21 protein-coding genes and 1 other annotated feature are annotated in these 26164 nt (G+C 34.2%); of the genes, 2 read left to right on the forward strand and 19 right to left on the reverse strand.

Going from position 1 to position 26164, the window contains the following annotated elements; translation table 11 throughout:
• Positions 1 to 155: 155 nt before the first annotated feature.
• Positions 156 to 1850, reverse strand: a complete 1695-nt coding sequence (locus tag RT261_RS03200) for a DAK2 domain-containing protein (RefSeq protein WP_313129247.1) — start codon at positions 1848 to 1850, stop codon at positions 156 to 158.
• A 30-nt stretch (positions 1851 to 1880) separates the two neighbouring features.
• Positions 1881 to 2237 carry an Asp23/Gls24 family envelope stress response protein gene (locus RT261_RS03205; protein WP_313129249.1) on the reverse strand — a complete coding sequence of 119 codons (357 nt, stop codon included), beginning with the start codon at positions 2235 to 2237 and terminating at the stop codon, positions 1881 to 1883.
• A gap of 253 nt (positions 2238 to 2490) precedes the next feature.
• On the opposite strand from RT261_RS03205, the gene RT261_RS03210 reads away from it, so the two are divergent.
• Entirely contained in the window at positions 2491 to 2628 is a 138-nt protein-coding gene (locus RT261_RS03210; RefSeq protein ID WP_313129251.1) for a hypothetical protein, read from the forward strand.
• 77 nt (positions 2629 to 2705) lie between these two features.
• Here the strand turns inward: RT261_RS03210 and rpmB are convergent, their stop codons facing one another.
• From rpmB to RT261_RS03265, 11 genes are all read right to left on the reverse strand, one after another.
• The gene (gene rpmB / locus RT261_RS03215; protein ID WP_313129253.1) at positions 2706 to 2891 is read right to left on the reverse strand and encodes a 50S ribosomal protein L28; all 186 of its coding nucleotides are present in this window, start codon (positions 2889 to 2891) and stop codon (positions 2706 to 2708) included.
• 124 nt (positions 2892 to 3015) lie between these two features.
• Positions 3016 to 3423, reverse strand: a complete 408-nt coding sequence (locus RT261_RS03220) for a GerW family sporulation protein (protein WP_313129255.1) — start codon at positions 3421 to 3423, stop codon at positions 3016 to 3018.
• The gene (locus RT261_RS03225; protein ID WP_313129257.1) at positions 3423 to 4568 is read right to left on the reverse strand and encodes a DUF2953 domain-containing protein; all 1146 of its coding nucleotides are present in this window, start codon (positions 4566 to 4568) and stop codon (positions 3423 to 3425) included. Before RT261_RS03225 ends, RT261_RS03220 begins: the two co-directional genes overlap by 1 nt.
• A 51-nt stretch (positions 4569 to 4619) precedes the next feature.
• Positions 4620 to 4937: a hypothetical protein gene (locus RT261_RS03230; protein WP_313129259.1), complete on the reverse strand. Its 318-nt coding sequence runs from the start codon at positions 4935 to 4937 to the stop codon at positions 4620 to 4622.
• A 145-nt stretch (positions 4938 to 5082) separates the two neighbouring features.
• On the reverse strand, positions 5083 to 6570 hold the full coding sequence (locus RT261_RS03235) for a hypothetical protein (RefSeq protein ID WP_313129261.1): 1488 nt from the start codon (positions 6568 to 6570) through the stop codon (positions 5083 to 5085).
• Complete coding sequence (locus RT261_RS03240; RefSeq protein ID WP_313129264.1) at positions 6563 to 7822, reverse strand: ABC transporter permease; 1260 nt, start codon at positions 7820 to 7822, stop codon at positions 6563 to 6565. The genes RT261_RS03235 and RT261_RS03240 overlap by 8 nt, the downstream gene beginning before the upstream one ends.
• Entirely contained in the window at positions 7815 to 9020 is a 1206-nt protein-coding gene (locus RT261_RS03245) for an ABC transporter permease (protein ID WP_313129267.1), read from the reverse strand. The genes RT261_RS03240 and RT261_RS03245 overlap by 8 nt, the downstream gene beginning before the upstream one ends.
• Before the next feature lie 277 nt (positions 9021 to 9297).
• A complete protein-coding gene (pyk, locus tag RT261_RS03250) occupies positions 9298 to 10716 on the reverse strand; it encodes a pyruvate kinase (protein WP_313129269.1) in 1419 nt (472 codons plus the stop codon).
• A gap of 286 nt (positions 10717 to 11002) precedes the next feature.
• Entirely contained in the window at positions 11003 to 11866 is an 864-nt protein-coding gene (locus RT261_RS03255; protein WP_313129272.1) for a rhomboid family intramembrane serine protease, read from the reverse strand.
• 25 nt (positions 11867 to 11891) lie between these two features.
• The gene (locus RT261_RS03260; protein WP_313129275.1) at positions 11892 to 12827 is read right to left on the reverse strand and encodes a magnesium transporter CorA family protein; all 936 of its coding nucleotides are present in this window, start codon (positions 12825 to 12827) and stop codon (positions 11892 to 11894) included.
• Between the two features lie 563 nt (positions 12828 to 13390).
• Entirely contained in the window at positions 13391 to 13705 is a 315-nt protein-coding gene (locus RT261_RS03265) for a LysM peptidoglycan-binding domain-containing protein (protein ID WP_313129278.1), read from the reverse strand.
• A gap of 528 nt (positions 13706 to 14233) precedes the next feature.
• On the opposite strand from RT261_RS03265, the gene RT261_RS03270 reads away from it, so the two are divergent.
• Positions 14234 to 18481 carry an acyl-CoA dehydratase activase-related protein gene (locus RT261_RS03270; protein WP_313129281.1) on the forward strand — a complete coding sequence of 1416 codons (4248 nt, stop codon included), beginning with the start codon at positions 14234 to 14236 and terminating at the stop codon, positions 18479 to 18481.
• A 279-nt stretch (positions 18482 to 18760) separates the two neighbouring features.
• Here RT261_RS03270 and tyrS read toward each other — a convergent pair whose 3' ends face one another.
• The 6 genes from tyrS to RT261_RS03300 form a co-directional block, all read right to left on the reverse strand.
• Entirely contained in the window at positions 18761 to 19975 is a 1215-nt protein-coding gene (gene tyrS / locus RT261_RS03275) for a tyrosine--tRNA ligase (RefSeq protein ID WP_313129283.1), read from the reverse strand.
• Between the two features lie 186 nt (positions 19976 to 20161).
• Positions 20162 to 20424 (reverse strand) — a binding site (T-box leader).
• Between the two features lie 111 nt (positions 20425 to 20535).
• Positions 20536 to 21210 carry a uracil-DNA glycosylase gene (locus tag RT261_RS03280; RefSeq protein WP_313129286.1) on the reverse strand — a complete coding sequence of 225 codons (675 nt, stop codon included), beginning with the start codon at positions 21208 to 21210 and terminating at the stop codon, positions 20536 to 20538.
• 173 nt (positions 21211 to 21383) lie between these two features.
• On the reverse strand, positions 21384 to 22145 hold the full coding sequence (gene hisF, locus RT261_RS03285) for an imidazole glycerol phosphate synthase subunit HisF (RefSeq protein WP_313129289.1): 762 nt from the start codon (positions 22143 to 22145) through the stop codon (positions 21384 to 21386).
• Positions 22146 to 22156: 11 nt separating this feature from the next.
• Positions 22157 to 22762: an imidazole glycerol phosphate synthase subunit HisH gene (hisH, locus tag RT261_RS03290; RefSeq protein WP_313129328.1), complete on the reverse strand. Its 606-nt coding sequence runs from the start codon at positions 22760 to 22762 to the stop codon at positions 22157 to 22159.
• 138 nt (positions 22763 to 22900) lie between these two features.
• Complete coding sequence (locus tag RT261_RS03295; protein WP_313129291.1) at positions 22901 to 24694, reverse strand: hypothetical protein; 1794 nt, start codon at positions 24692 to 24694, stop codon at positions 22901 to 22903.
• A gap of 130 nt (positions 24695 to 24824) precedes the next feature.
• Entirely contained in the window at positions 24825 to 25727 is a 903-nt protein-coding gene (locus RT261_RS03300) for a chemotaxis protein (RefSeq protein WP_313129294.1), read from the reverse strand.
• Between the last annotated feature and the right edge of the window lie 437 nt (positions 25728 to 26164).

Below are 26164 nucleotides of genomic sequence, written 5' to 3' on the forward strand. Positions count from 1 at the left end.
TCATTTCATAGTATAACATTGTATTATGGAAAAATCTAATCTAATTTAGATTATGTCCTATTCCATAATAATCATTAAAAAAATAGAGTACAATTCATATTGAATCATACTCTATTAAAAAGTCGTATATTATCGTATTAAATTAATTTATCGTATTACTCTACAGAAAGTACATAGTAATAAATCGGCTGTCCGCCATAATTTAATTCTATATCCAAATCAGGGAACTCTTTAGAAACCATATCGGACAATTCATTTGCACTGTCTTCCGATACTTCTTCCCCATAATAGATGCTAATTAATTCAGATTCATCATCTACCAGATTCTTAATTAATTCAAAAGTAGTCTCTAGTACATCTGAACCTACGGACAAAATCGTCTTGTCATCAAGACCCATTATATTGCCTTGCTTAATTTCTTTGCCATCAATATTGGTATCACGAACTGCATAGGTGATCTGGCCGCTTTTTACCTTCTGCATTTCTTCCATCATATGGCTCTTATTATCTTCTACTGATTTATCATAAACATAGTTAATTATTGCTGTGATTCCCTGGGGTACTGTTTTAGATGGAATTACAACAATTTGTTTATCTTCCGTTAAAGTTTTTGCTTGTTCTGCTGCAAGAATTATATTGCTATTGTTAGGGAATATGAATATGGTATCTGCATTTACATGATCAATAGCATTTAACATATCCTCTGTACTTGGGTTCATAGTCTGACCGCCGGAGATAATATAGTCAACACCAAGGCCTTTGAATATTTCATTAATTCCCTCACCAATGGATACAGAAATAAAACCAACTTCTTTTCTAGGTGCAGTTTTTGTTTCCTTTGCTTCTTTTGCCTTTTTCTCTTCCGCTTCCTTCGCTGCCATTTTGGCTGCATCTTTGATTAGTCTTTCATTGTGTTCTTCTCTCATGTTATCTATTTTAATTCTAGATAAAGAACCATAGGTTAACGCACGTTGAAGAGCCAATCCAGGATCATTCGTATGTACATGAACCTTTACTAACTCATCATCTGCTACAACCACAAGAGAATCACCGATAGATTCTAAATATCCTTTAAAGTCCATCTCTGTATTTATATCAAATTCTTTTTCTAAATTTATAATGAATTCGGTACAATACCCAAATTTAATATCCGTAGTCAATATATTTTCTGAATTAATTTTAATATCACTTGTCTTTGCAGGTGCCGAAGAAATACTATCAAAATCTACTTCTTTTCCTAGTAAAGCATCATAAGCACCTTTCATAATTTCAAGCAATCCCTGTCCACCGGAATCCACAACTCCGGCTTCTTTTAGTACTGGTAATAATTCTGGTGTATGTGCTAATACTTCTTCCATATATTTAATTACTTCAGAACCAAAGTATACTAAATCATCCGTTTCTGTTACCAGTAAAGCAGCTTTTTCAGCTCCACCTCTTGCAACAGTAAGAATCGTACCCTCTTTTGGCTTCATAACTGCTTTATACGCAGTTTCCACTGCTTTTTGGAATGCATTCGCCATAATGGTTACGTTAATTTCTTTATAATCTCTAATTTCTTTGGTAAATCCTCGAAACAACTGAGACAGAATAACTCCTGAGTTACCTCTGGCTCCCCGGAGAGATCCGCTGGATATTGCTTTTGCCAATCCCTCGATTGTAGGATCCTCCATCTGGCTTACTTCTTTAGCAGCAGACAAAATCGTCAATGTCATATTGGTACCAGTGTCCCCATCAGGCACTGGAAATACATTCAATTCATTAATGTATTCTTTCTTGCTTTCAATGCTTTTTGCTCCTGCCAGAAACATCTTTTTTAGAGTGAAAGCATCTATTGTCTTTATAACCACAAGTTTGTTCCTCCTTAAATATCATTCACTTTAGTCAATGACTCTTACGCCTTCGACGAAAATATTTATTTTAACTACTTCCATGCCTGTAAATTCTTCAACCTTGTACTTTACATTACTGATAAGGTTTTCGGCAACAGCAGATATACTTACACCATAAGAAACAATGATATGCAGATCAATGATTATTTTATTGTTCTCTACTGTAATATTAACGCCATGACTTAAGTTATCACGTTTTAGGAGTTTAACAAGACCATCCTTCATGTTAACAGATGCCATTCCAACAACACCAAAACATTCAACCGCTGATGAACCAGCATATTTCGCCAATACATCATTATCAATTAACACTTCACCGATTTGTGTATTCATGTGCCCTTTCATAGGAACCCTCCAATTCTCTTATTCATATCTATTCCTGTGCTTATTTGCACAAATACTAATTATAGATGACTTATTTTACTATACAGTAGTATTATAACCTTTTTTTAGATAAAATGGAATACCATTTTTTTAATCTGCACTTTTCTATTATTTTATGCCTATTTTGTCTCAATGTGATATAAACAAATATTCCTTTGCATATATATAAACATCAGCCCTGTTATCGCCATTTGGCAAAGGAGAGAATTCATTTATGAAAAGAATGATTGGATTTATACTATTTTGGATAGCTGTCGGCATGACAATTATGCTATTTATCACCAATGGCATACTGGCAGTATGTATTATTATCTTGTTTTTAATTCTAGGTTATAATTTATTTACTTGCTGACGACTGTTTATAACTCCCTTTTTTACTAAGTAAAAAAGGGTGCCATAACTGACACCCCTTCCTAATAATGCTTATTATTATGCACGTTCAACTTTACCAGATCTTAAACAAGATGTACAAACATACATTTTCTTTGCGCCACCGTTAACTAGAACTTTAACTGATTTTACATTAGCTTTCCACATCTTATTAGATCTTCTATGAGAATGACTCACAGCTATTCCAAAGTGAGCACCTTTTTCACAAATTGCACATTTAGCCATTTGAAGCACCTCCCTAGGTTTCTAATTAGTCCTACGACCTACAAACAAATCTATTCTAGCAGAATACATGAAATAATGCAAGTTAAAATTTTAATTTTATAACATCTTTGTATATGATTTCTTATTAATCTTCACCATAGGTCTGGGAATCTAATATATCATCCACCTTGTCAGAAACATCCTGCTCTTTATCTTTTCCTTTGGAGAATTTATTTACGAAATCAGGTACCATGTCCAAAATCTTTGTAAGACTATCCTGATTCTTCACATTCACAAGTTTAGTGGTGCCATCTTGAATTACTAATACTGCACTTGGTGTTATTTTTCCTCCCATACCACCACCTGCATTATTCTTCCCTGCATCCTTAGCAAATGCTCCTGCACCTACACCAAAACTAACATCCACTAATGGAAGAATGATGGTGCCGTCTTGGAATGTTACAGCGTCCCCTACTACTGTTTTTGTTGTAAGGAAACTATCCATACCCTTAAATAAAGATTCTACTGTTGCATTAAAATTACTGTCTGCCATTATAATTCCTCCTTAAATGCTTTAAAGTTTTCAATCATTTTTCTAAATTCCTTGTTAAAAATTAGTTTAATACATATTATTAGTAAAGTAAACAATCTTATTCGACCCTTACAAAATATGGAGCCTTCTAAAATTGCAGTTTCAAAATTAGGTACAATATGTGCATTCTCTCCATAATAGCCATAAAATACAGCAAGACCACCCAGCAGCTGCCCGGTAGAACAGGGATCTCCGGTACCAAATTCCCCGTCAATTTTAAGCTTTTGGGGACGGATATGCTTAAAAATCTTTTTTAAACTAAGAAAGATATATTTAATACCTTTTTTATTAACTTCATTCTTAAGAAATGCTCTGATTTTATGCAATTTCCCCAGAATTTCGACTATAATATAATACACTTTTTTAAGAGAATTCTTTATTTTTGTAAATAACTTAATTATCTTTTTAGGGATTTTTAGCAACTTTCGCAAGAAAGCTTTTATCTTACTAAAGAGACCTTTATTATTTCCGTTGTCTTTATGATAATCTGACGAATCCTCTTCTGTTTCTTTTGTCTCATCTATAGACTCGGCTTTTTCTTTTTTATATGTCTTCGCTTCGGCATTATCAATTGGTTCCTCAATGAACTCCTCTTTAGCTTTTTCTATTATCGCATCTTTTGCCTTATCGATTGTCTCTTGAATATATTCCGGATTCACTTTACCGATGATATTATCCGCTGCTTCTTCTGCTAATCCATTCTCTTCTGTGTCCTTGCTTGTCCCAACTCTATCTTCAATCTCTTTATTCTCTTTTCTGCTTTGCTCCTTTCCATTTCCCTCTTTTCTCTTTTTATTTTTTACTTTCTTTTTCTTCTCTTTTTTTACTTTCTTTTTACTATTATAATTCTGACTATCATAAAATAATTTACCAAAAATTCTTACTCTTATAATAAATTTATTGGATTCATAAGTAAATCTTAAGTAAATTAGACGAAGAAGCCAGCTGGCCTTCCCCTCCAATTTTATTTCATCTCTCTTTTCTCCATACAATTGATAACGTATCGGAACCAAAAGCACTATAAGAACCAATAATAGTAGTATTCCTAAAATAGAGGCAAGAATTATGACCAATATTTTTAATATAAGTAATATTAAGTTCACCATATTTACTGGGTTTTCTCCTCCTTCTTCCTACTACAGTTATCCATCGCATACTTATGTCTCTTTAAAATATTCTCTAACCTGAAAACCGCCGGTTTCTCTATATATTTCTTCCAGCATGTCCTTTACCAACTCAAAAGCTTCCTTTTTTGATAGCGCGATACCCAAAATTTGTATTTCTTTCCTGCTATAATACGGAAATAAAAATTCATTGGCATTCATTATATCAAAAAGGTTCTCCGGATTAGAAGCAAAGGTAATACAATATACTTCAAGCAATAAATTCTTTTTTTCTATATTTTTTATTATTTTAGCTTTTTTCTTCGGAGTTATATTCTCACTTAAGAATAAGTTTTTTGCCCATTTAATCATGGTAAGCTCCCATCTGTATAACTTATGGACTTTTAACGTGCCTGTCCCGTTTATAAATTTATAATTAATAATCTGTCAGATTTCTATGAATAGTCCACATCCACTTTATTCCATTATACCACATATTACAATTAAAAATACAGAATTAATTCTCATATAGTGACTTAATTAATTGAACGGAGGCTATTTTCTCAGCCAAATCATGACATTGGTCAAGAGATTGCCTGATATATTCTTCTATTTCGCCATAACTTTGAAAAAATACAGGTATTTTATTTAAAGTATTAGCCATTACAGCACGATTGGCAACCTGTGACCGTTCTTTAAAAGCCTTAGTCAGCCCGGAAATCAACTCCTCTTTTACTTGATCCAGATATTTCTCATCTGCTACATTGCTGATTTCACTTTGATTTAAATCGACAAATAAACTGCTGCCCAGCAATTTTCGCGCAATGTCTGCAATATTAAATATGGGACGAAGCATCAGGCTGTTAGTTAACTCAGTATAATTGGATTTGATATCTATAAAAATTGGTTCCAGTAAGGAAATTTCCTGAAAGTAACCTTCCTGCATTCCTTCTGAGAATTGAAATCTTTCCTCCAGCTCTTCTGGCAGCGGTTCTTTTTTATCCGCTTCAAAGTAACGGTTAATTTCTCCTACCATGGATAAACTGTCAAATGAAGCAGATTCATTTTCATTCATATCCCCATAAGGCCTTGCTAGGATGATTACATATAAATAATTTACAATTTCCTGCAATCCATAATAGAAATTTACCATACTGCTTATAAATCTGACACCAAGTTCCAGACAATTGGATAAATCAATATATTCCCGTTCCGTAAGATTCTTATAATCACCCTTCTCTAAATCATTCTTTAACCGGGAAAGTTCCGGGAAAACCCGTTCCATTCCCTCTGTGCGATAAATAGCTCCACTGGTCTGCAGCATATACATATAAGTGTCCAAAGATGAACGTTCCCCACCTTTATATAAAGAAATGCTATTACCTAACAATTCAAAATATTTTGCCTTAGTCATTCGAACCGGCAATTGTCCAACAACCTCTTTGATTCGCTCATTGATGATTATATTATCTTTTGTTTCAAAAATAAAAGCGAGAACTTCTGCTGTAAATGCCTCGTTGTTAACATCCTCCATATCGTTCTTAAACCTATATTCAACACGATTAAGCACATATTCATAAATCTGTAAAAAGTCTGTGTAACCAGTAAGAATATTCATTCTATCAATAATCGTATTTCGTACTTTATCCAGGCGCTTAACACTGTCTTCCAGACCTTCTCCTGAGAATTTCCCCATTATAGAGTCTTTTATAATTTCATTAACCTCATTTAACAGCTCTTCCTCATCAGATCTGTATTTATAACTTACTTTATTGTATTGTTTCCCCTGATCATTTCTATCAGACGAAGCATTATCTTCTAAATCTGCGGAAAAAGAGTTCTCTTCCCTGTAATTTTCATAAAAATTATAATAACTCATTGCTAATTTTAATTTTGCATCTTTATCATATAAAGAAATCAGCCGGTTAAGAACCCAGGGCAGATTTCTTTCTAAATTCTCACCTGCAAGAATTTCTCTGCTAATCTTTTTTATACTATCACTCATTATAACTCCTCCAATAAGAATTTTGAATCTTATTTACAAACCAATTTATTATAAGCAGAACCCCTCCCATTACCAAAAGGCTCCAAAACGCAGTAATCGGTACATAATCTATGGTACTGCGAAAAACTATATCTGTAATCCCTTCAACCAGCCACCGGTTAGGGAGAAGCAGGGTAATGGCAGGCAATTTGCTTTGAATCAAACCCTCCAGCATGGAAAGAAAACTAAACACTCCTAAAAGCAAAATCGATACAGTACCAAGGATTTGATACCTGCTGACTTTTTTACTTATCTTTCCCAGGACTATAAACCACATTCCCATTATAACAGCATATAAGAATAAAAGCACAAACATAATGATTCTTTTTTGTAAAGTTAAGTTATCTATAAAGCTGCCCAAAATTAATGTGATTCCAACAGTAAATGCACTTAAGACAGTGATTAACGCTAAAATATAGCTTAAGTCAAGATAAATGGGCCTTAGTAGAGTTATCTTTATCTTTTTGTCCAGTCCCTGTTCTTTCTCTGCTACTGCCCCTGCTGTCATATACATAGCCACAAAGCTGATAAGCATTCCCAAAATCCCAAAAATAACCTGATAGTATATGACGGAATTACCCAAGGAATTCACAGTACCTTCCTGGCTTTCTAAATCAATTAAATTAATATCAAAGGCAAAATCAAAATCAGAGGCTTTAGATAATTTGTTAATGTAATCCAGATATTCTTGACCAGTAAACCAATTATATTGAATATCACCATTTGTAATTTCTCCATTACCCAAAGACGGCTTTTTTAAAGCTTCATATTCTTTCAAACCTTTTGCCCGTGAAATAGGATAAATCATTGGCCCTGCAAATATATCAGATAGCACCTTAGCACTTGGATTGCCTTCCAGATATTTCATCATCACAAGTTTTGTAATGGTTCCCTTATTAATGGATTCCTCAAAACCTTCTTTTATTATAAAGATTCCACTTATTTCTTCATTTAATAATAGCTGGTTCAGCGCTTTCTCTCCCTCTTCATATACGTAGAAAGCCGGTACCTTTTTTATTTGCTCTACCAGGACTTTTGAAGTTTCAGACTGGTCTAAGTCCATAATGCCAACAGGTACATTACTTCTTTCTTCCGCTCCAAATGATAACGAGCTCATTAACAATAAAAATAAGACAAAGGAGCATAAAATCACAAAACAATTCAGTTTATCTGCCAGAATTAATTTTAGCCGGAAGAAATATAATCTAATCATCCAAGCGTACCTCCTCCCGGTTATAAAAGGCAATACTCAATAAAATGAATATAACCGAACATATACCTATTCCTATTAAAAACTTGCCATATATACTATTTACAATTCCTTTTTGTATAAGAAGACAGACTTTCTCAATCCAATAGTTTGGTGTCAATTTAGCCATCTCCTTCAAAACCTCCGGCAGGTATTGAATTGGGATAATTCCACCCCCAATAATGCTAAATAAAAAGTACATTAGATTTCCCGCAATCATATAGTTTTGTACATTTCGGAAGATACTGCTTAAAAATATTGCCAAAGATATATAAAATAAAACCGTTAAGAAAATAATCGATATAAGCTTCAAAGGTAATGTATTCCCTGTAACCGAATAAGCAATCAGATAAGTGGTTCCTGCCGTTAGAATAAGAAGAAGGGCAGAAAACAGAACCTTTTCCAATACAATTACATAAGTACTTAGTCCAATGGTATGCAGGCGGGAAAATGTACCCAGGTTTTTTTCCTTCATCATCTGATAGCCAACATAAAGTGCACCATAACTAATTGCCATAACCAAAAACGCATAAAAATAATAGTCTCTAACAGAGGTACTTGGGTAATCAGAAATCTCCTGATAATGGAAAAAGGCTTCCTTCCCTAAAGCAGTGAAAATTAAATCCAAGGAGATTTCATAATTCTTTTTATAGATTAACTCCTGATCCATCCCCGTTAAAGACATCACTTCATATAATCCCACACAATTAATTTCTACTGCGCTTATGTATGTTTCATAACTTTCTAACAAGTTCTTAATTAAGACGGCCTTTACAGGATCTTTGGAATTAATAAGCACTTTTACAGGCTGATGCTCCAAAACCATTAGATTATTTGCAAAGTTTTCAGGAATCTCCAAATAGACATCAAACTGTGCCTGCTGAAATTGTTTCAGAAGTTTTTCACGGTCGCCTTCAACCACATTTATGTAGGAAGAAAAACTTTCGCTTTCTTTAAAATATTCAATTAGTAATTTGGAATAAGGGGAATTATCAGAATTTGTAAGAGCAAATTGAATCTTAGAAACAGGATTGGTTTCCTGAGGTTTCTTCGCATTATAATTAGTGCTTATTATAAATATAATAAGCACCAATAAAATCATCCATATTATTTTTTTATTGCTTACCAGCTCTTTATAATCTTTTCTCAGCAGATTCAACATGATTATAATCTTGCTCCTTAAAGTCGGAGATTTGTATTGACACAAATCTTATAACTGAAATAATTTTATTCTTTCAGCTTTCCTACATAATGTTGCAAAGCAACATTTCAAATAATCAAAAAGAAGTTCAACATGAGAATTCCCATGACTTCTCATGTTGGTGTTCTTCAGAATGAAAGACATGATCTTTCACTTGTGAAGATGCTTTTCCTTTAAACTTTACCATGTTCTTTGCATAAAAGAGTTTGTTTTGCAAATACTTGTTATAGATATATTATTAAACCGTAACCACCTTAATTATATTAGTTATACCTGCTTTACCTGCTGGAACACCTGCTGTCAATATGAGTGTATCACCTTTTTCGGCATAGTTACTATCAGCCACCGCTTTTACTGCTTCCTCTAATAAGTGGTCCGTAGAGTTTACTTCCTGAGTCTTTAGCGGAGTAACACCCCAATAAATCTGCATCTTCCTAAGTGTTCTATCAAGAGGTGACAAGCCAATAATATAGGATTCCGGTCTAAACTTAGATACAATTCTGGCTGTATATCCAGAAAAACTGGAAGCAATAATAAGGCTTGCTTTAATACTCATTGCAGTTGCAACCGCGGAATAACAAATTGCACTGGATATGCTTTTGGATCTTTGGTCTTTATTGTTCTTTAGAATATTGGTGTAATCCAAATGAGATTCTGTTTCTTTTGCGATCTTAACCATCATTCCAAGTGCTTCTACCGGATATTTTCCAGCTGCTGTTTCACCGGATAACATAATAGCATCGGTACCGTCATAAATGGCATTAGCAACATCAGTAGCCTCTGCTCTGGTTGGTCTTGGATTACGAATCATAGAATCCAACATCTGTGTTGCTGTAATAACTGGTTTAAAAGCATCATTACATTTTTGAATAATTGTCTTTTGGATATATGGTACAACTTCAGAAGGAACTTCTACACCAAGGTCGCCTCTGGCTACCATGATTCCATCCGCTTCTTCGATGATTTCATCAATATTCTCAAGACCTTCTGCATTCTCAATCTTAGCAATAATCGCTACGTCAGAATTACAGTCCTCTAATATTTTTCTAATTTCACGAATAGCTTCTGCATTTCTGACGAAAGAAGCTGCAATAAAATCTACCCCTTGATTAATTCCAAATATAATGTCTTCTCTATCTTTCTCAGTAATTGGTGGCAATTTTAATTTTGCATTTGGTAAATTAACACCTTTTCTTTCACCAAGTTCACCGCCTGCAATAACTTCACAGATTACATCTGCGTCTGTAATTTTTGTTACTTTTAATTCAATCAGTCCGTCATCAATTAAAATCTGACTTCCTACCTGTACATCCCCTGGCAGATCAGTATAAGTTACACCTACACGATGTTCATCCCCAATAATATCTTCTGTTGTTAAAATAAACTCTTGTCCCTTTACTAATAATACCTTTTCATTATCTTTTAAAGTTAAAGTACGAATTTCAGGTCCCTTTGTATCTAATAATATAGCGATAGGAAGGTTTAATTCCTCTCTCACTTTTTTTATTGCGTTAATTCTTTTTAAATGATTTTCATGTACATCATGAGAAAAATTAAGTCTTGCTATGTCCATTCCATTTAAAGCTAATTCTCTGATCATTTCCTCATTTGCTGATGCTGGTCCCAATGTACAGACGATTTTCGTCTTCTTATTCATTTCTATTTCCTCCTGATGAAACTATAAATTTTGTCTTATGTAACCAGGTTTCCGTTACATATATTTATAAAATTCGAACGTGTAATACATTCTCCTTTTTATTTAAGCCAAACCTCTTAGTAAAAGCGGATATCCCATTTGCCTTCCGGCAAGTTTATCCCCCCTTACGCCATTTTACTCATAACCTCTTTGCCACTATGAGGCATTTCAGCAGGAGTTTGAATTCCTGCTGCCGACAAGTCCTCTTCCCAGATGTGGTTAAATGCCTGTCCTATTATTGATTATCTTATGGCTTCTTTACATGTTCGTGAGTAAAAAGATGATCCATACAATATTCATAGTTTCCCTCGCACTTTGAGCAAAAACGGAATTCCAGATTTTCATCATCCAGTTCCGTACGGCCGCAAACCGCACATTTGTGCCTTGTTATGGTTTTTCTGCCGTGAAAGTCTACAACATTTCCTGTATTTTTAGCACTTTTTACTTTCCGTTTGAATTCTGCCTTACGCTTAAATTCTCCCGGCGATACCTTTCTATAATTTCTTGATGAAAAGAAAAAGATCAAGAAATTTAACATGCATACTATAATTGCAATACTTATATAATATTCACCAGCTCTAAAACTAGTAAATATAGAATTTAATGTAACAGCTCCATAAAGAATACCTAAGTACTTCACCTTTATAGGTATAATGTAAAACAGCAAAAATTGCACATTAGGGAATAAAGCAGCAAATGCTAAAAATAAAGAGTTATTTAAATAGGTAATACCAATATTTACACTATCCCCTGTTATAAGATATATAATAACTATAGCTAATATGTTGAATAAAATCCCTGAGAAATAGTACAGATTAAACCGGAATGCTCCCCAGGCGTTCTCAAGAGCTGTACCTATGGCATAATACATGTATAAGGCAATGGCTAAAAATAATATATTATCGCCTGGTGGTAATATAATAAAAGTTACCAGTCTCCATATTTGCCCATGCAATACTTTCTCTACATCCAACGCTAAAAATTTAAAATAAAACATGGGATCTATTGTCCGTAGAAAAAAACCAAGTGCATATAATATAACTATATAGAGCATTAAATTATGAATTGCATATTTTCCAAACTTTCGATTCAGTTTGTTTATCAAATTCAATCTTTATCACTTCTTTCAATCTTTTTTAGAATAAATCTTTCTTTCTGAAGATAAGTGCAGCAATTGCAGCTATTAAGAAAGCACATGCGGTAACGATGAAGAAACCATGATTAGCCTCGCTGAACGGAATACCTCTTACATTCATACCAAAAAAACTGGATATCATATTGGGTATGGCCATTACAATGGTTACGGTTGTCAAGAATTTCATAACAATATTTAAATTATTGGATATTACCGAAGCAAAAGCATCCATTGTACCGCTTAGTATGCCGCTGTATATATTCGCCATTTCAATAGCCTGCTTATTTTCAATGATGACATCTTCCAGCAGTGCTGTATCCTCAGCATACTGTTTAATGCTATCAATCTTTAACATCTTTTCTAACACAACTTCATTGGAACGAAGAGAAGTGGTAAAATAAACTAAGCTCTTTTCCAATTCCAGCAGTTCAATTAATTCACTGTTTTTCGTAGATATATGCAGTTTATGTTCAACTTCCAGACTTTTACGATCTATAATTCTTAAATATTGTAAGAATACCGTGGCATTCTTATATAATATCTGCAGAATAAACCGGGTCTTCTTATAGGTATAGAAATCTCTGACACGGCCATCCATAAAACCTTTTAATACTTTAGATTCTTCCAGGCAGATAGTAATAATTACATGCTCCCCTACGATAATACCTAAGGGAATAGTCACATACCTGTCCTTATTATTTCTTTCTTCTATGGTTGGAATATCTACTAAAATTAATGTATAATCATCCTCTACTTCAATTCTGGATCGTTCTTCTTCATCCAAAGGTGCTCGCAGATGATCAATATCTATATTATATTTCTCAGATATCTGTAATAGTTCCGTTGCAGATGGACTGGTCATTGCAATCCAGCAGCCATCCTCGATTTTGTCAATTTGGTGGATTCCATCTTCTAGTGTTTTAAATATTTCAATCATGATATATGCTCCTTCTACTGTTGTGCAGCATTTGGAAGAAGTCATATTATTCACCCTGGGAAAACATGGACTAATCTATCTATGCTGCATAGCGCAGTTCAATATACTATTTTTAGACCGTCGGTACGTACTCCCGGGCACCGTTTCCATTCGTCTCCACTTCCTTTCGTAATTAACATCCTACTTACCCACTTTAATTTTATCTTCTTAATTATATGTTCTACGCGCCCCTTTGTCAAATAAAAAACAGTTTGAAAAATCCCTAATAATTCTAATAGAAACAAAACAATTTCCGTCTATTTCAATATTTCCAAATTTAATTAATCTATTCTAATATGTAAAAACCTCTATATATTACAAACGCAAAAATGTCATTCTGAGCAAAATACAGCCTAAATGTATTTCACAAAAAATCTATGATAATCGACAAAAAATACATTTTCAATTAGATTCTTCGTGTTGCTCAAAATGACCTTATGATATGTTTACTGATACTAATTTTTCCCTTAATAATGCCATGCTCCCACATCGAAAAATTCATCTCATATCTGCCCAGAATCAACTTACATATCTTCTCCATAAGAGGGTACATATATAGTGGAACCCGGCAGCAACATAATTTCATTGGGATTATTGTTATTTAATACATCATTTAACTCAATACCTGACTCATACAAAATACTTCCTAAGCTATCCCCTTCTTGTACCACATATGGCATAATACCAATTGGACCATTGGATCTCATATCAGGAATACAAATTTCATCCCCTGTATTCAGATTGTAAATGTCCGCATAAGGATTGGCACGTAAAATAAGTTGCAGAGGTATATTGTATCTTCTGCTGATACTATATAATGTATCTCCCTGTTCAATCATGTACATAAAACAATTAAATCCGTCCTGATTCATATAAACCAACTTTCCCAGAGCAAAAAATTGATCAATCTTTTACCCTTAATTATATAAATTCACTACATTATATTCCAAATACTATAGAATGGTGACACCTCTTGTAAAATTCATGCTTTACGATTATTTCATGGATTTTACAGAATTTTAATTTTGCTTAAGATTATTTCTGTTGAACTTCCAACCTAAGTAGCGTATAATAAAATATCGATTACATTTCATTCCATGCACATTGAAATATGACATACAGACTAATTTTCATTTAACTTATTACTGCCAATAGGTAATATTTTACATAATCGGTAGTCGGAAAAAGTCAGACATGCACAGGATATCCTTTTGGATAGTAATATAATAGTACTATTTCATCTCGATTATTATATGGCATTCTATATATAGTAATCTTTATATATATTAAATTATGTTACTTACAGTCTATAAACTACACTAGTAACATAGTAAAGTTATAGGAGGTAGCCTATACAGGCGAAAGTTATGATAAAAAATAAATTAAACACACTCGGCATAGATATCGGCTCAACAACAGTAAAAGTCGTTATATTAAATGAAAATAATGATATTCTATTTTCACAATATGAACGTCATTATGCTAATATTCAGGAAACCTTAGCTCAGTTATTAAGAAACGGGCATACAGCCCTAGGTGATATGGAAATAGCGCCAATGATTACAGGTTCCGGCGGTCTTTCCATCAGTAAATATCTTGGAATACCATTTATTCAGGAAGTAGTTGCAGTATCTTCTTCTTTACAGGATTATGCTCCTCAAACAGATGTTGCCATTGAACTTGGCGGAGAAGATGCCAAAATTATTTATTTTACCAATGGTATTGATCAAAGAATGAATGGTATCTGTGCCGGCGGTACAGGATCCTTTATAGACCAAATGGCAACTTTGTTAAAAACAGATGCGGAAGGTCTGAATGAATATGCCAAAGAATATAAATCCATCTACCCCATTGCTGCAAGATGCGGGGTATTTGCAAAATCTGACGTACAGCCATTAATTAATGAAGGAGCGACAAAACCGGATCTGGCTGCTTCTATCTTCCAGGCTGTAGTAAGCCAAACAATCAGTGGTTTGGCTTGTGGTAAACCAATTAAAGGAAACGTGGCTTTTTTAGGAGGCCCCTTGCATTTCCTAACTGAATTAAAGCAAGCCTTTATTCGAACTTTGCATTTAACACCGGAGCAGACCATTGCTCCCGAGCATTCCCACCTATTTGCAGCAATGGGTGCTGCAATGAACAGCAAATACGAAGGGATTACCACTTTTGATGAATTAGTAAGTAAATTGACTGCAGGCATCCAGATGAAATCGGAAGTATCCCGCTTAGCTCCTTTATTTAGAGGCGAAAAAGATTATCAGGAATTCCAGGCAAGACATTCTCTTCATTCCGTTAAAAAAGGTGATTTACAAACTTATGAAGGTGACTGTTTCCTTGGTATTGACGCGGGATCTACTACAACAAAAGTTGCTTTGGTTGGAGAAGATGGTTCTTTACTTTATTCCTTCTACAGCAGCAACAATGGAAGCCCGCTAAAAACAGCAATTAAATCTATTAAAGAAATATATACCCTATTACCTGACAGTGCCCGTATTGTACGTTCTTGCTCTACCGGCTATGGTGAAGCATTGATTAAAGCTGCCCTTATGTTAGATGAAGGTGAAGTAGAAACGGTAGCCCACTACTACGCTGCCTCCTTCTTTAATCCAAAGGTAGACTGTATCCTTGATATCGGCGGTCAGGATATGAAGTGTATTAAAATAAAAAATAATTCCGTAGACAGTGTTCAGCTAAATGAAGCTTGTTCCTCCGGATGCGGATCCTTTATAGAAACCTTTGCAAAATCCCTGAATTACGAAGTGGCTGATTTTGCACAGGTAGCTTTATTTGCAGAGAATCCAATTGATCTTGGTTCAAGATGTACTGTATTTATGAATTCCAACGTAAAACAGGCGCAAAAGGAAGGTGCCAGCGTTGCGGATATTTCCGCCGGCCTGGCCTATTCGGTAATCAAGAATGCAATCTTTAAAGTAATCAAAATAACTGATCCAAAAGATTTAGGCGAAAATATCGTAGCACAGGGTGGTACTTTCTACAACGATGCCGTGCTGCGTAGTTTTGAATTATTATCTGGATGTACGGTTATAAGACCTGATATAGCAGGTATTATGGGTGCTTTCGGTGCTGCTTTGATTGCCAGAGAACATTATAATGGAGAAGAAACTACCACTCTTTCAATTGAGAAAATCAATGCATTAAAAGTGGAATCTTCCATGGCAAGGTGCAAAGGGTGTACCAACAATTGCCAGCTTACCATTAACCGTTTCACCGGTGGCAGACAATTTATCTCTGGAAACCGCTGTGAACGTGGTATAGGAAAAGAAAAGAATAAAGATAATATTCCAAACTTATTTGAATATAAACTAAAGAGACTCTTCTCTTATGAGCCATTAGAAGACGATAAGGCATTCCGTGGTACGGTAGGAATTCCAAGAGTCTTAAATCAATATGAAAATTATCCATTCTGGTTTACTTTCTTTACGGAAATGGGATACAAGGTTGTACTATCACCGGAATCCACCCGTAAGATTTATGAATTAGGAATTGAGTCCATTCCAAGTGAATCCGAATGTTACCCTGCTAAATTAGTACATGGACATATTATGTGGTTAATTAAACAAAATATAGACTTCATCTTTTATCCAAGTGTTCCATATGAGAGATGTGAAGTAGAAGGTGCCAATAACCACTATAACTGCCCTATTGTTGCTTCTTACAGTGAAAATATTAAGAACAACGTAGAAGAATTAAGCAGTCATAACATTCGTTTTGAGAATCCATTTCTTTCCTTTGAAAGTGAAGAAATCATTGGAAAACGCTTGGTCAAAATAATGAAAGAATTAACTGATACCTCCGATAATGAAGTCAAAGCTGCTGTACATAAAGCTTGGCTGGAGATGGAAGCCGAGAGAGAAGACATACGAAAAAAAGGGGAAGAAACCCTGGAATACTTAAAGCAAACAGGAAAGCGGGGTATCGTTTTAGCCGGACGTCCTTATCATGTGGATCCTGAGATTCATCACGGTATACCGGAATTAATCACTTCCTATGGTGTGGCAGTATTAACAGAAGACAGTATTTCCCACTTAGGCAAGATCGACAGACCTTTGGTGGTAGTTGACCAGTGGATGTACCATTCCAGACTATATGCTGCTGCTTCCTACGTAAAGACCATGCCAAACCTGGAATTAATTCAGCTAAATTCCTTTGGCTGCGGACTGGATGCAGTTACTACAGATATGGTAAATGACATACTGTCTAAATCAGGTAAAATATATACTGTTTTAAAAATTGACGAAGTAAATAACCTGGGTGCCGCAAGAATACGTATTCGTTCTCTTCTATCTGCAATCAGGGATAGAGACCATAAACATGTGGCCAAAGCAAAGATTGTATCCAATGCTTTTAACAGAGTTATATTTACAGAACAAATGCGTAAAGAATATACACTTATAGCACCTCAAATGTCACCAATACATTTTGACCTTCTTCAACCTGCCTTACGAGCACATGGTTATAATGTTGACGTATTAGAAAATGACAATCATAATGCAGTAGATGTAGGTTTAAAATACGTAAATAATGATGCCTGCTATCCATCTTTAATGGTAGTAGGTCAGATTATGGAGGCTCTTTTATCCGGAAAGTATGATTTAAATAAAGTTGGTGTTTTAATCACCCAGACCGGCGGTGGCTGCCGTGCAACCAACTATATCAACTTCATTCGCAGGGCCTTAGAAAAAGCAGGTATGTCACAAATACCGGTTATCTCCTTAAGCGCCCAGGGACTCGAAAAGAATCCGGGACTTAAAATAACTCCAAAGATGCTTGTTAGTGTGGTTCAGGCTATGGTATATGGTGATGTATTTATGCGGGTACTGTATCGTACACGGCCTTATGAATTGGAATATGGCTCTGCAAATGCCCTCCATGAGAAATGGAGAGATATCTGTAAAGTATCTGTTGCCAATGGCAAATGGAGTGAGTTTAAACGTAATATAAGGGGTATTGTACAGGACTTTGATACTCTTCCTCTTAAGGATATTAAGAAACCACGAGTAGGAGTTGTAGGAGAAATACTTGTTAAATTCTTACCTGCCGCTAATAATTATTTAGTTGAATTATTAGAAGCAGAAGGTGCAGAAGCGGTTGTTCCTGATTTACTGGATTTCTTCATGTACTCTTTCTACAATGCAAACTTTAAAGCAGAATATCTGGGCTTTAAAAAGTCTGCTGCAACTATAAATAATATTCTCATTAAGGTATTAGAATACTGTAGAAAAGAAGCAAGAATCGCCCTAGAAAAAAGCAGCCGTTTTGAACCTCCTGTAAAAATTCAAAAACTGGCCGAATATGCTTCTCCTATTGTTTCTATAGGAAATCAAACAGGTGAAGGTTGGTTTTTAACTGGTGAAATGGTTGAGTTGATCCATTCCGGCGTTAATAATATTGTTTGTACACAGCCTTTTGCTTGTCTGCCAAACCATATTGTTGGTAAGGGTGTTATCAAAGAACTTCGTTTAAGACATCCTGAATCCAATATTGTAGCCGTGGATTATGATCCCGGTGCCAGCGAAGTTAACCAGCTTAACCGTATCAAGCTTATGTTGGCTAATGCTGTTAAGAATTTAGAGAAAGCAGATAATGTGAAATAATAATGCATATGAATTATTAATATAGACTCCCGGAGGACTTTACTTCCGGGAGTTTTATCTATCATGAGAAATCAAAGGATATGCTGGTCATTGCTACAATTAATGCTATCATGAAATCTCCTATCTATAAAATCCTTATGTTTCATATATCTGTTTCTATTGCAAGGCATATCTGTTAATTATTATATTATTTGACATTCCTAAGATGCGATTATTATATTTATTAGATTTCATAATAGCATGTTCATATATTAAATTCCATGGTGACTTACATATATATTATTTTACTATCTTAACAAATTTCTTTTTCCCTATTTTTATTACATCGCCGCAGGCCAATACCAGATCTAAATCCGGTTCTTCAGCTTTCTCTTCATTTATTTGAACTCCACCTTGTCTTAGAATTCTTCTGAATTCACTTCCGCTTTGAATGTGTTTTTCTTTCACTAAAAGGGGAATGATATCTTTTAATAAGTCCTTATTATCCTCCAAAACTAATTCCGGAATGATTTCTGGTATAGATTTTTTAGTGAATGCTGCTTCATAATACTTAATAGCCTCTTCAACCTCATTGGTAGTATGGTATAAAGCAGTAATCTCCTTAGCTAATTGGAATTTTACATCCTTTGGATTTTTACCTTCTGATAATTCTTTTTTGATAACTTCAATTTCGTCAGGATGTACGTCTGTGGCTAATTCATAGTATTTAATAATTAAATTATCAGGAACCTCCATTACCTTTTTAAACATTACATGAGCAGGCTCATAAATACCGATATAATTACCTAAGCTTTTACTCATCTTCTCTACTCCATCCAGACCTTCAAGGATTGGCATCAATAAAGCTACCTGTTCTTCCTGATTCATAATCTTTTGCAGGGTTCTTCCCATAAGGATATTAAATGTCTGATCCGTGCCACCTAATTCAATATCAGCTTTTAATTCTATGGAATCATAAGCCTGCATTAGAGGGTAAAAGAATTCATGAATTCCAATTGGAACATTATTAGTATATCTATTATGGAAATCATCCCTTTCCAGCATTCGTGCAACTGTTGTAGTGGCAGCCAGTTTTAAAATGGAATCAAATTTTAGTTCACCCAACCATTCACTATTAAAGCGAACCATTGTCTTTTGGGGATCCAGTATTTTAAAGATTTGTTGTTTGTAAGTTTCTGCATTTTCTTCTACTTCTTTTTGTGATAATGCCTTCCTACCCTGGGACTTACCTGTTGGATCTCCAATCTTTCCAGTAAAATCACCGATAACAATTACTATCTGATGTCCTAAATCCTGCATTTGCTTCATTTTTCTTAATACTACAGCGTGCCCCACATGAATGTCCGGTGCACTCGGGTCCAATCCAAGTTTAACTATTAGCGGCTTGTCTTCTCTTATTGATTTCTCAAGCTTTTTCTTTAGGTCTTCCTCACTGACCATTCTCTCTACGCCTTTGGTAATGATTTTAAATTGTTCTTCTACTGATTTCTTCATAATAACCTCGATTCCGGCGTTTTAGCGCCTTACACATTTTTTATTTTTAATAAATGCCATTTATAAGAATCAAAAATGCCGAAGAATTACTTAGATTTTTCAAGTTAAATAAACTGTTTCTACACAATTAACCAGATTTAAAAGCTTAGTATTTGACTAATAAAAAAAGCTCCCATCCTTCATTATCAAAAGGACGAGAGCATAATCTCGTGTTACCACCTTAAGTTTATAGACAACTCACATTGTCTACCTCTTCAAGTACTCCATACATAATGGGTAATACTCTAGCACTATAACGTGTGCGGGAATCCGTCACAGCCTACTTAATATTTCTTGTTCGGTGTGAAGCTCAAAGATGTATTCATATTCAGCCTGCCATGCACCTCTCATCAACCGGTTGCTTTCTGTCTGGATTACTAAATATTACTTATTCTTATCATAGCTTTTATCATCTTATATTTGATTTATATAATATAAATCTTGGCGATTATTAAATTAATAGGTATTATAACGGTATAAATGATAATTGTCAAGTGTTTATTGAAAATATGTTATGTAATTTAAATATTCTCAATCTGCCAATCAATGGGCTCTATTCCGTGGGATTTTAAGAAATCATTTGTTTGACTAAATGGTTTACTTCCATAAAAGCCTCTAAATACAGACAGTGGGCTGGGATGTGGAGCTTCCAAAATTAGATGTTTCGGATTATTCAACATCTTTTTCTTTGCTTGAGCAGGTCTGCCCCAAAGCAAAAATACAATTGGGCGATCTTGTTCATTTACAGCCTCAATCACAGAATCGGTAAACTGTTCCCATCCTCTTCCCTGATGTGAATTGGCTTGATGAGCTCTTACTGTAAGTACCGTATTTAGCATTAACACCCCTTGCTTTGCCCATTTTTCAAGGTATCCATTGTTTGGAACATAACAACCTAAATCATCCTGTAGTTCTTTATAGATATTTACCAGGGAAGGTGGAATGTCTACTTCCGGTTTTACAGAAAAGCATAAGCCATGGGCCTGATTATCATTATGATAGGGATCTTGTCCCAATATTACTACTTTTACTTCTTTTAACGGAGTAAAATGAAAGGCATTAAAAATATCATCTGCTTTTGGAAAAATCAGATATTTACTGTATTCCGATTTTACAAAATTATAAAGTTCCGCATAATATTCCTTATGAAATTCCTTACCTATGGCAGTTAGCCAATCATTTGTAATTGCACTCATTTTTATATCTCTCCTATTGCTTTTATATTCATTACTATACAAAAAAGTTTTATCAATCAGTTCAAGTGTATATACTGCAAAATATTGCAATAATTCGTGTCTATTGATAGCCTCTTGCCTGATTGCATCGCAGAATCTACCAATCAACTATAACGATTGAACTTCCTTTAAAACTATATTCTAACACTAATACCTTTATCTAATAAATATTTCTTTAAATCCATGATTCCCATTTCTTTATAATGAAATAATGATGCCGCTAGTACTGCATCTGCTTTCCCTTTGGTTAAAGCATCATAAAAATGCTCTCTATTTCCTGCCCCTCCTGATGCGATAACAGGAATGGATACATTTTCAGAAATGATGCGGGTAAGTTCTAAATCATAACCATCTTTAGTACCATCCCTATCCATACTGGTGAGCAATATTTCTCCGGCACCAAGTTGATTTGCTTTTATAGCCCATTCTACAGCATCAATGCCTGTATCTGCTCTACCGCCCTCCTTATAGATATTCCAACCGGAACCATCCTTACGGCGTTTGGCATCTATTGCTAGAACCACACATTGGCTTCCAAATTTATCTGCGGCTTCTGAAATCAAAGCAGGGTTTAATATAGCTGCCGTATTAACCGCTACCTTATCAGCACCTTCTCTTAATATTAGTTTAAAATCTTCTACTGTGCGTATACCCCCGCCTACGGTAAATGGAATAAATATCGTTTCAGCCACTCTGCGTACCATATCTATTTTAATGGTTCTTGCATCCGATGATGCGGTAATGTCTAAGAAAACCAATTCATCTGCTCCAGCTTTGTCATATGCAGCCCCAATCTCTACCGGATCTCCGGCATCTCTTAAATTAACGAAATTAACGCCTTTTACAACACGTCCATTGTGAACATCCAGACAAGGTATAATCCTTTTTGTAAACATACTTTATCCTCCTACAGTTCTGCAAAGTTTTTTAATATCTTTAATCCAATATCTCCACTTTTCTCAGGATGAAATTGACACCCAAAGATATTGTCCTTTTCCACGGAAGCATGAATTAAAGTACTATAATTTGTAGTTGCAGCCACCTCGTCACTATTATCTGCTTTCAAATAATAGGAATGCACAAAATAAACATAGGATTGATTTTCAATACCTTTAAATAATTTGGCACCTGATTTTATATCAAGAGAATTCCATCCCATATGAGGAATCTTTAGGCCCTCACAATCCGGAATTCGAAGTATTCTCCCTTTTAATAGTCCCAAACCTTTAATGCCTTCTGATTCATCACTACTTTCATAAAGTAATTGAAGTCCCAGACAAATGCCTAATAATGGTTTTTTCTGATTTACAACCTCTTGGATTACATCTACAAGACCAAAACTATGAAGTTTTTCCATAGCATCCCCAAATGCACCTACACCTGGTAATATAACTTTATCAGCCCCTAAGATTTTTTCTCTGTCCCTTGTAATAGTCACCGCTTCTCCTAAGTAAATCAAAGCTTTCTCCACACTTTTTAAATTACCCGCATCATAATCAATAACTGCAATCATCCTGTTAAGTCCTTTCTTAATAACCACTACTATTCACATGCTAATTTATTTTACTCATTAAGGGTAATAATGCAAATAAAGAATAACGAAATATTCGTTATTCTTTATGTTACTCTACTATAGAATTTCCTGCAACAATTAATTTGCGTTCTCAGTAACTACCTCTAAAATATGTTGGTTATATTCTTCCAAATCACCGATAGAAACAATTGCTAATGCTTCTTTTTCCTTAATATTGTATTTATTATCCAACTCGACAAGTATTTGTGACCTTAAATCATCCATGTCTTTTTCTATTCCAAGTGAGATTGCTGTATCTATATTTTCTTCGTATTTTGACAGACCTTTTAGTAAAGAATCCAAAGCTTCCGGCTGTTTATTTAAACCAGTATAGTTATAGTAAGAATTAAGCTGCTTGTTAACATACATTACAGTCATAATCTTATTATAAAGTTCCTTATCACCAGACTTTACTTTATATCCATATATTTCATAATAAGCATCCGTATATCTTTGTCTTTCAAAGTCCATTTCCGCTTTTCTTATATTAATGGAATATGTATATAAATTAACTCCCACTATAATAAAGGTTGCCGCAATGCCACAGAAGATTAATGCAAAGGATGTTCCTGCTTTACTAATCTTTCCTGTATCTTCTTCCTCCATTGCCTCTTTTACAATAGGATCTTTCTTTTTAGCCTCTGCTTTTTTCTTAGCATTTTCTTTCTTGGCAGTTTCTTTCTTAGCCTTAGCTTCCTTCTTATCTTTTAATTTTTTCTCTTTTGCAGCTTTTTTACTATCTTGTCCTTTTTCCTGGTCAGTATTATCTTTACTAGCTGCAGCTGCTTTGCTCTTTGATTTATCTGTTTTCTTTTTCTTGCTTTTCTTAGCTTTTTCTTTTTGCTTTGGCTCTTCTTGCCCTGCCTCTGAACCCTTCGTTGCTTTTTTACCGAATACCTTTTCCCGTTTTTTCTTCTTTACATCTTCACGATTTTCTGATTGACTTAATGAAATATCCTCTAAATCTACGTCGGTTTCCTGATCGTTTAATGAATAAATAGCACTTAAAGAATCAGAAAATATTTCGCCCAAATGCTCCGGATTCTTATCTGCTTCAGACGGAACCGTATCCTTATCACCCAAACTATCCATGGATAAAATGTCATTCAATAACTCATTGTTACTTTCTATATTACCTGCTTTTTGATCTTGAGCTACTGAGGTACTTATCTCATTTTGGGAAGTTTCACTTTCAGGTGATTTTTCTGCATCTCCAGAGATATTTTTTAAAGGTTCCGGATTCCAATTATCCTCATTTTCTTCTAATGCGAAAACATCCTCCTGGCTGTTTTCATTAACCGATTCCTCAAGACCGGTAATCATACCTAATAAAGTAACCAAATCATCATCTGCCTCATTCATGGAACCAAAATCAGATTCTGGTAAACTATTACTATCTTCTTCATAAGAAGCCTCCTGAAAGTCCGGTGTGTTACCTTCTTCTTCGTTATCTTCATCAAAATTATCGTGAAGGCTTAAAATTCCATTATCAAAATCATTCTCTGTATTAACAGCCTCATTCATATCGCTTTCTTCTTCCAAAGCCAATATATCTTGCTCTTCTTCTATTAATGCAAGAATATCTTCTGCATTATCATTTAATTGTTCTTGTTCTTCCGAAGTATGCTTTATATTTTCCAAGTTAATCTCTTCCTGTTCGTTATTTTCTATTTCAAATTTATCTTTTGCAGTATCTTTTTTTACAAATGTCTTTTTTTTAACATGTTGGCTCGTATTTGGTTGATTCACCATACTTTTTAACAAACCATCAAGATATGATTCACTGGAATAATCCTGTTTCTCTTTCATACAATTCTCGCAATATTCTGATTCCCCCTGAAATTCTGAACCACATATTTTACATTTAGCCACAAATCCACCACCTATTAATTCTTAATCGTCTAAATTTTACCATATTGTATATAAACTTGCAAGATATACCAACATAATACATGCTTCTTTTTTCTTTTCATAATAAGAATGTAAAATAATAAATATCCAATTAATGAAGAATAAGCCTGTCAATGGCTTCTACCAATGTGCCTATTTCTGGTTTCGTTAATTGGGCATCTGCCCCCAGCAACTCCCCTTTTCGTTTCATATCTTCATTAATTAAAGATGAAAAAATTATTACGGGCAGATGTTTAAGGGCATCATCAGTTTTAATTAATTTAGTAAGATGATGGCCGTCCATTTGCGGCATTTCAATATCAGATATAACACACTTTATACTTCTATCAATACTATTATCTTCTTTAAATTTTAATAATTTGTCCCATGCTTCCTGTCCATTGGCTGTATTAATTATGTTTGTATAGCCAGCCTTTGTCAGGCAATCAACAATAAGAGTATTAAGCAAAGGAGAATCTTCTGCAATGAGAATTGGAGAGTCATTTCTCTTTCTTACACCCAAATGATCTACATCTGATACCTTTAAGCCAGTTTCCGGATTAATATCTGATATTATTTTTTCGAAATCAAGAATAATAATTAATTTTTTATCCATTTTGATTATGCCTGTAGCTATTGCATTCTTACCGGTACTAATCGTTTCGTCCGGTTTACTAATATCTTGCCATGATACTCTATGTATACCAACAACACTATGTACATGAAATGCAACATTTAATTTGTTAAAATTTGTTATAACAAACATGTCAGAGGCTTTGTTATCTGATTCGGGTAAATTCATGCATTTAGCCAAATTAATAATGGAAATAACCATATCTCTAGGCATAAAAATTCCTTCAATAAATGGATGAGCATTGGGAACAGAAGTAGGCTTTTGATAAGGTAAGATTTCTCTTATCTTAGCAACATTAATTCCGTAATAGTTTTCTCCTACTTTAAATTCTAATATTTCAAGCTCGTTGGTTCCACTTTCTAATAAAATACCAGTATCCATATTTATATCCTCCGTTATGTTTCATTTATCTAATGGTTTTAAATTAACTATATTATTTTCATTGTTCTTTTAATGTTTCTATACCTGTTTAAAGTATTTTAACGAACTATTTTATTCTTACTTTACAAAGATTCCAAATTTTCTTTTTTAGCTCTCTTTTTGTATATCGACATTTTACTTAATTGACATTATAGTACATTTTCCAACATATTTCAAATCTATTCTTTATTTCTAGCAAAAAATAGTAATAGGACAGTTTTCTCTTATCCATCACAAAGTATCTTTCTTGACAAAACAAAAAAACCTGTAGTATCAAAACTGATTAACCACAGGTTCTATTTTTATATTCATTGTTTTTACTAAACATTGTATTATCCGCTTCTATGAACAATTCTTTAGGTCAAGCCCTCGACCTATTAGTATTAGTCAGCTGCATG

It is taken from the genome of Anaerocolumna sp. (genome assembly GCF_032079385.1).
Classification (GTDB): Bacteria; Bacillota; Clostridia; order Lachnospirales; family Lachnospiraceae; genus Anaerocolumna.

Coding starts and splice junctions, on each gene's coding strand:
- RT261_RS03245 (WP_313129267.1), bottom strand. CDS start 9,020: ATGTTGAATCTGCTGAGAAAAGATTATAAAGAGCTGGTAAGCAATAAA.
- RT261_RS03205 (WP_313129249.1), bottom strand. CDS start 2,237: ATGAAAGGGCACATGAATACACAAATCGGTGAAGTGTTAATTGATAAT.
- RT261_RS03300 (WP_313129294.1), bottom strand. CDS start 25,727: ATGGATACTGGTATTTTATTAGAAAGTGGAACCAACGAGCTTGAAATA.
- hisF (WP_313129289.1), bottom strand. CDS start 22,145: ATGTTTACAAAAAGGATTATACCTTGTCTGGATGTTCACAATGGACGT.
- RT261_RS03225 (WP_313129257.1), bottom strand. CDS start 4,568: ATGGTGAACTTAATATTACTTATATTAAAAATATTGGTCATAATTCTT.
- RT261_RS03265 (WP_313129278.1), bottom strand. CDS start 13,705: ATGATTGAACAGGGAGATACATTATATAGTATCAGCAGAAGATACAAT.
- hisH (WP_313129328.1), bottom strand. CDS start 22,762: ATGATTGCAGTTATTGATTATGATGCGGGTAATTTAAAAAGTGTGGAG.
- RT261_RS03280 (WP_313129286.1), bottom strand. CDS start 21,210: ATGAGTGCAATTACAAATGATTGGCTAACTGCCATAGGTAAGGAATTT.
- rpmB (WP_313129253.1), bottom strand. CDS start 2,891: ATGGCTAAATGTGCAATTTGTGAAAAAGGTGCTCACTTTGGAATAGCT.
- RT261_RS03260 (WP_313129275.1), bottom strand. CDS start 12,827: ATGATTGAAATATTTAAAACACTAGAAGATGGAATCCACCAAATTGAC.
- RT261_RS03270 (WP_313129281.1), top strand. CDS start 14,234: ATGATAAAAAATAAATTAAACACACTCGGCATAGATATCGGCTCAACA.
- RT261_RS03210 (WP_313129251.1), top strand. CDS start 2,491: ATGAAAAGAATGATTGGATTTATACTATTTTGGATAGCTGTCGGCATG.
- pyk (WP_313129269.1), bottom strand. CDS start 10,716: ATGAATAAGAAGACGAAAATCGTCTGTACATTGGGACCAGCATCAGCA.
- RT261_RS03240 (WP_313129264.1), bottom strand. CDS start 7,822: ATGATTAGATTATATTTCTTCCGGCTAAAATTAATTCTGGCAGATAAA.
- RT261_RS03230 (WP_313129259.1), bottom strand. CDS start 4,937: ATGATTAAATGGGCAAAAAACTTATTCTTAAGTGAGAATATAACTCCG.
- RT261_RS03220 (WP_313129255.1), bottom strand. CDS start 3,423: ATGGCAGACAGTAATTTTAATGCAACAGTAGAATCTTTATTTAAGGGT.
- tyrS (WP_313129283.1), bottom strand. CDS start 19,975: ATGAAGAAATCAGTAGAAGAACAATTTAAAATCATTACCAAAGGCGTA.
- RT261_RS03235 (WP_313129261.1), bottom strand. CDS start 6,570: ATGAGTGATAGTATAAAAAAGATTAGCAGAGAAATTCTTGCAGGTGAG.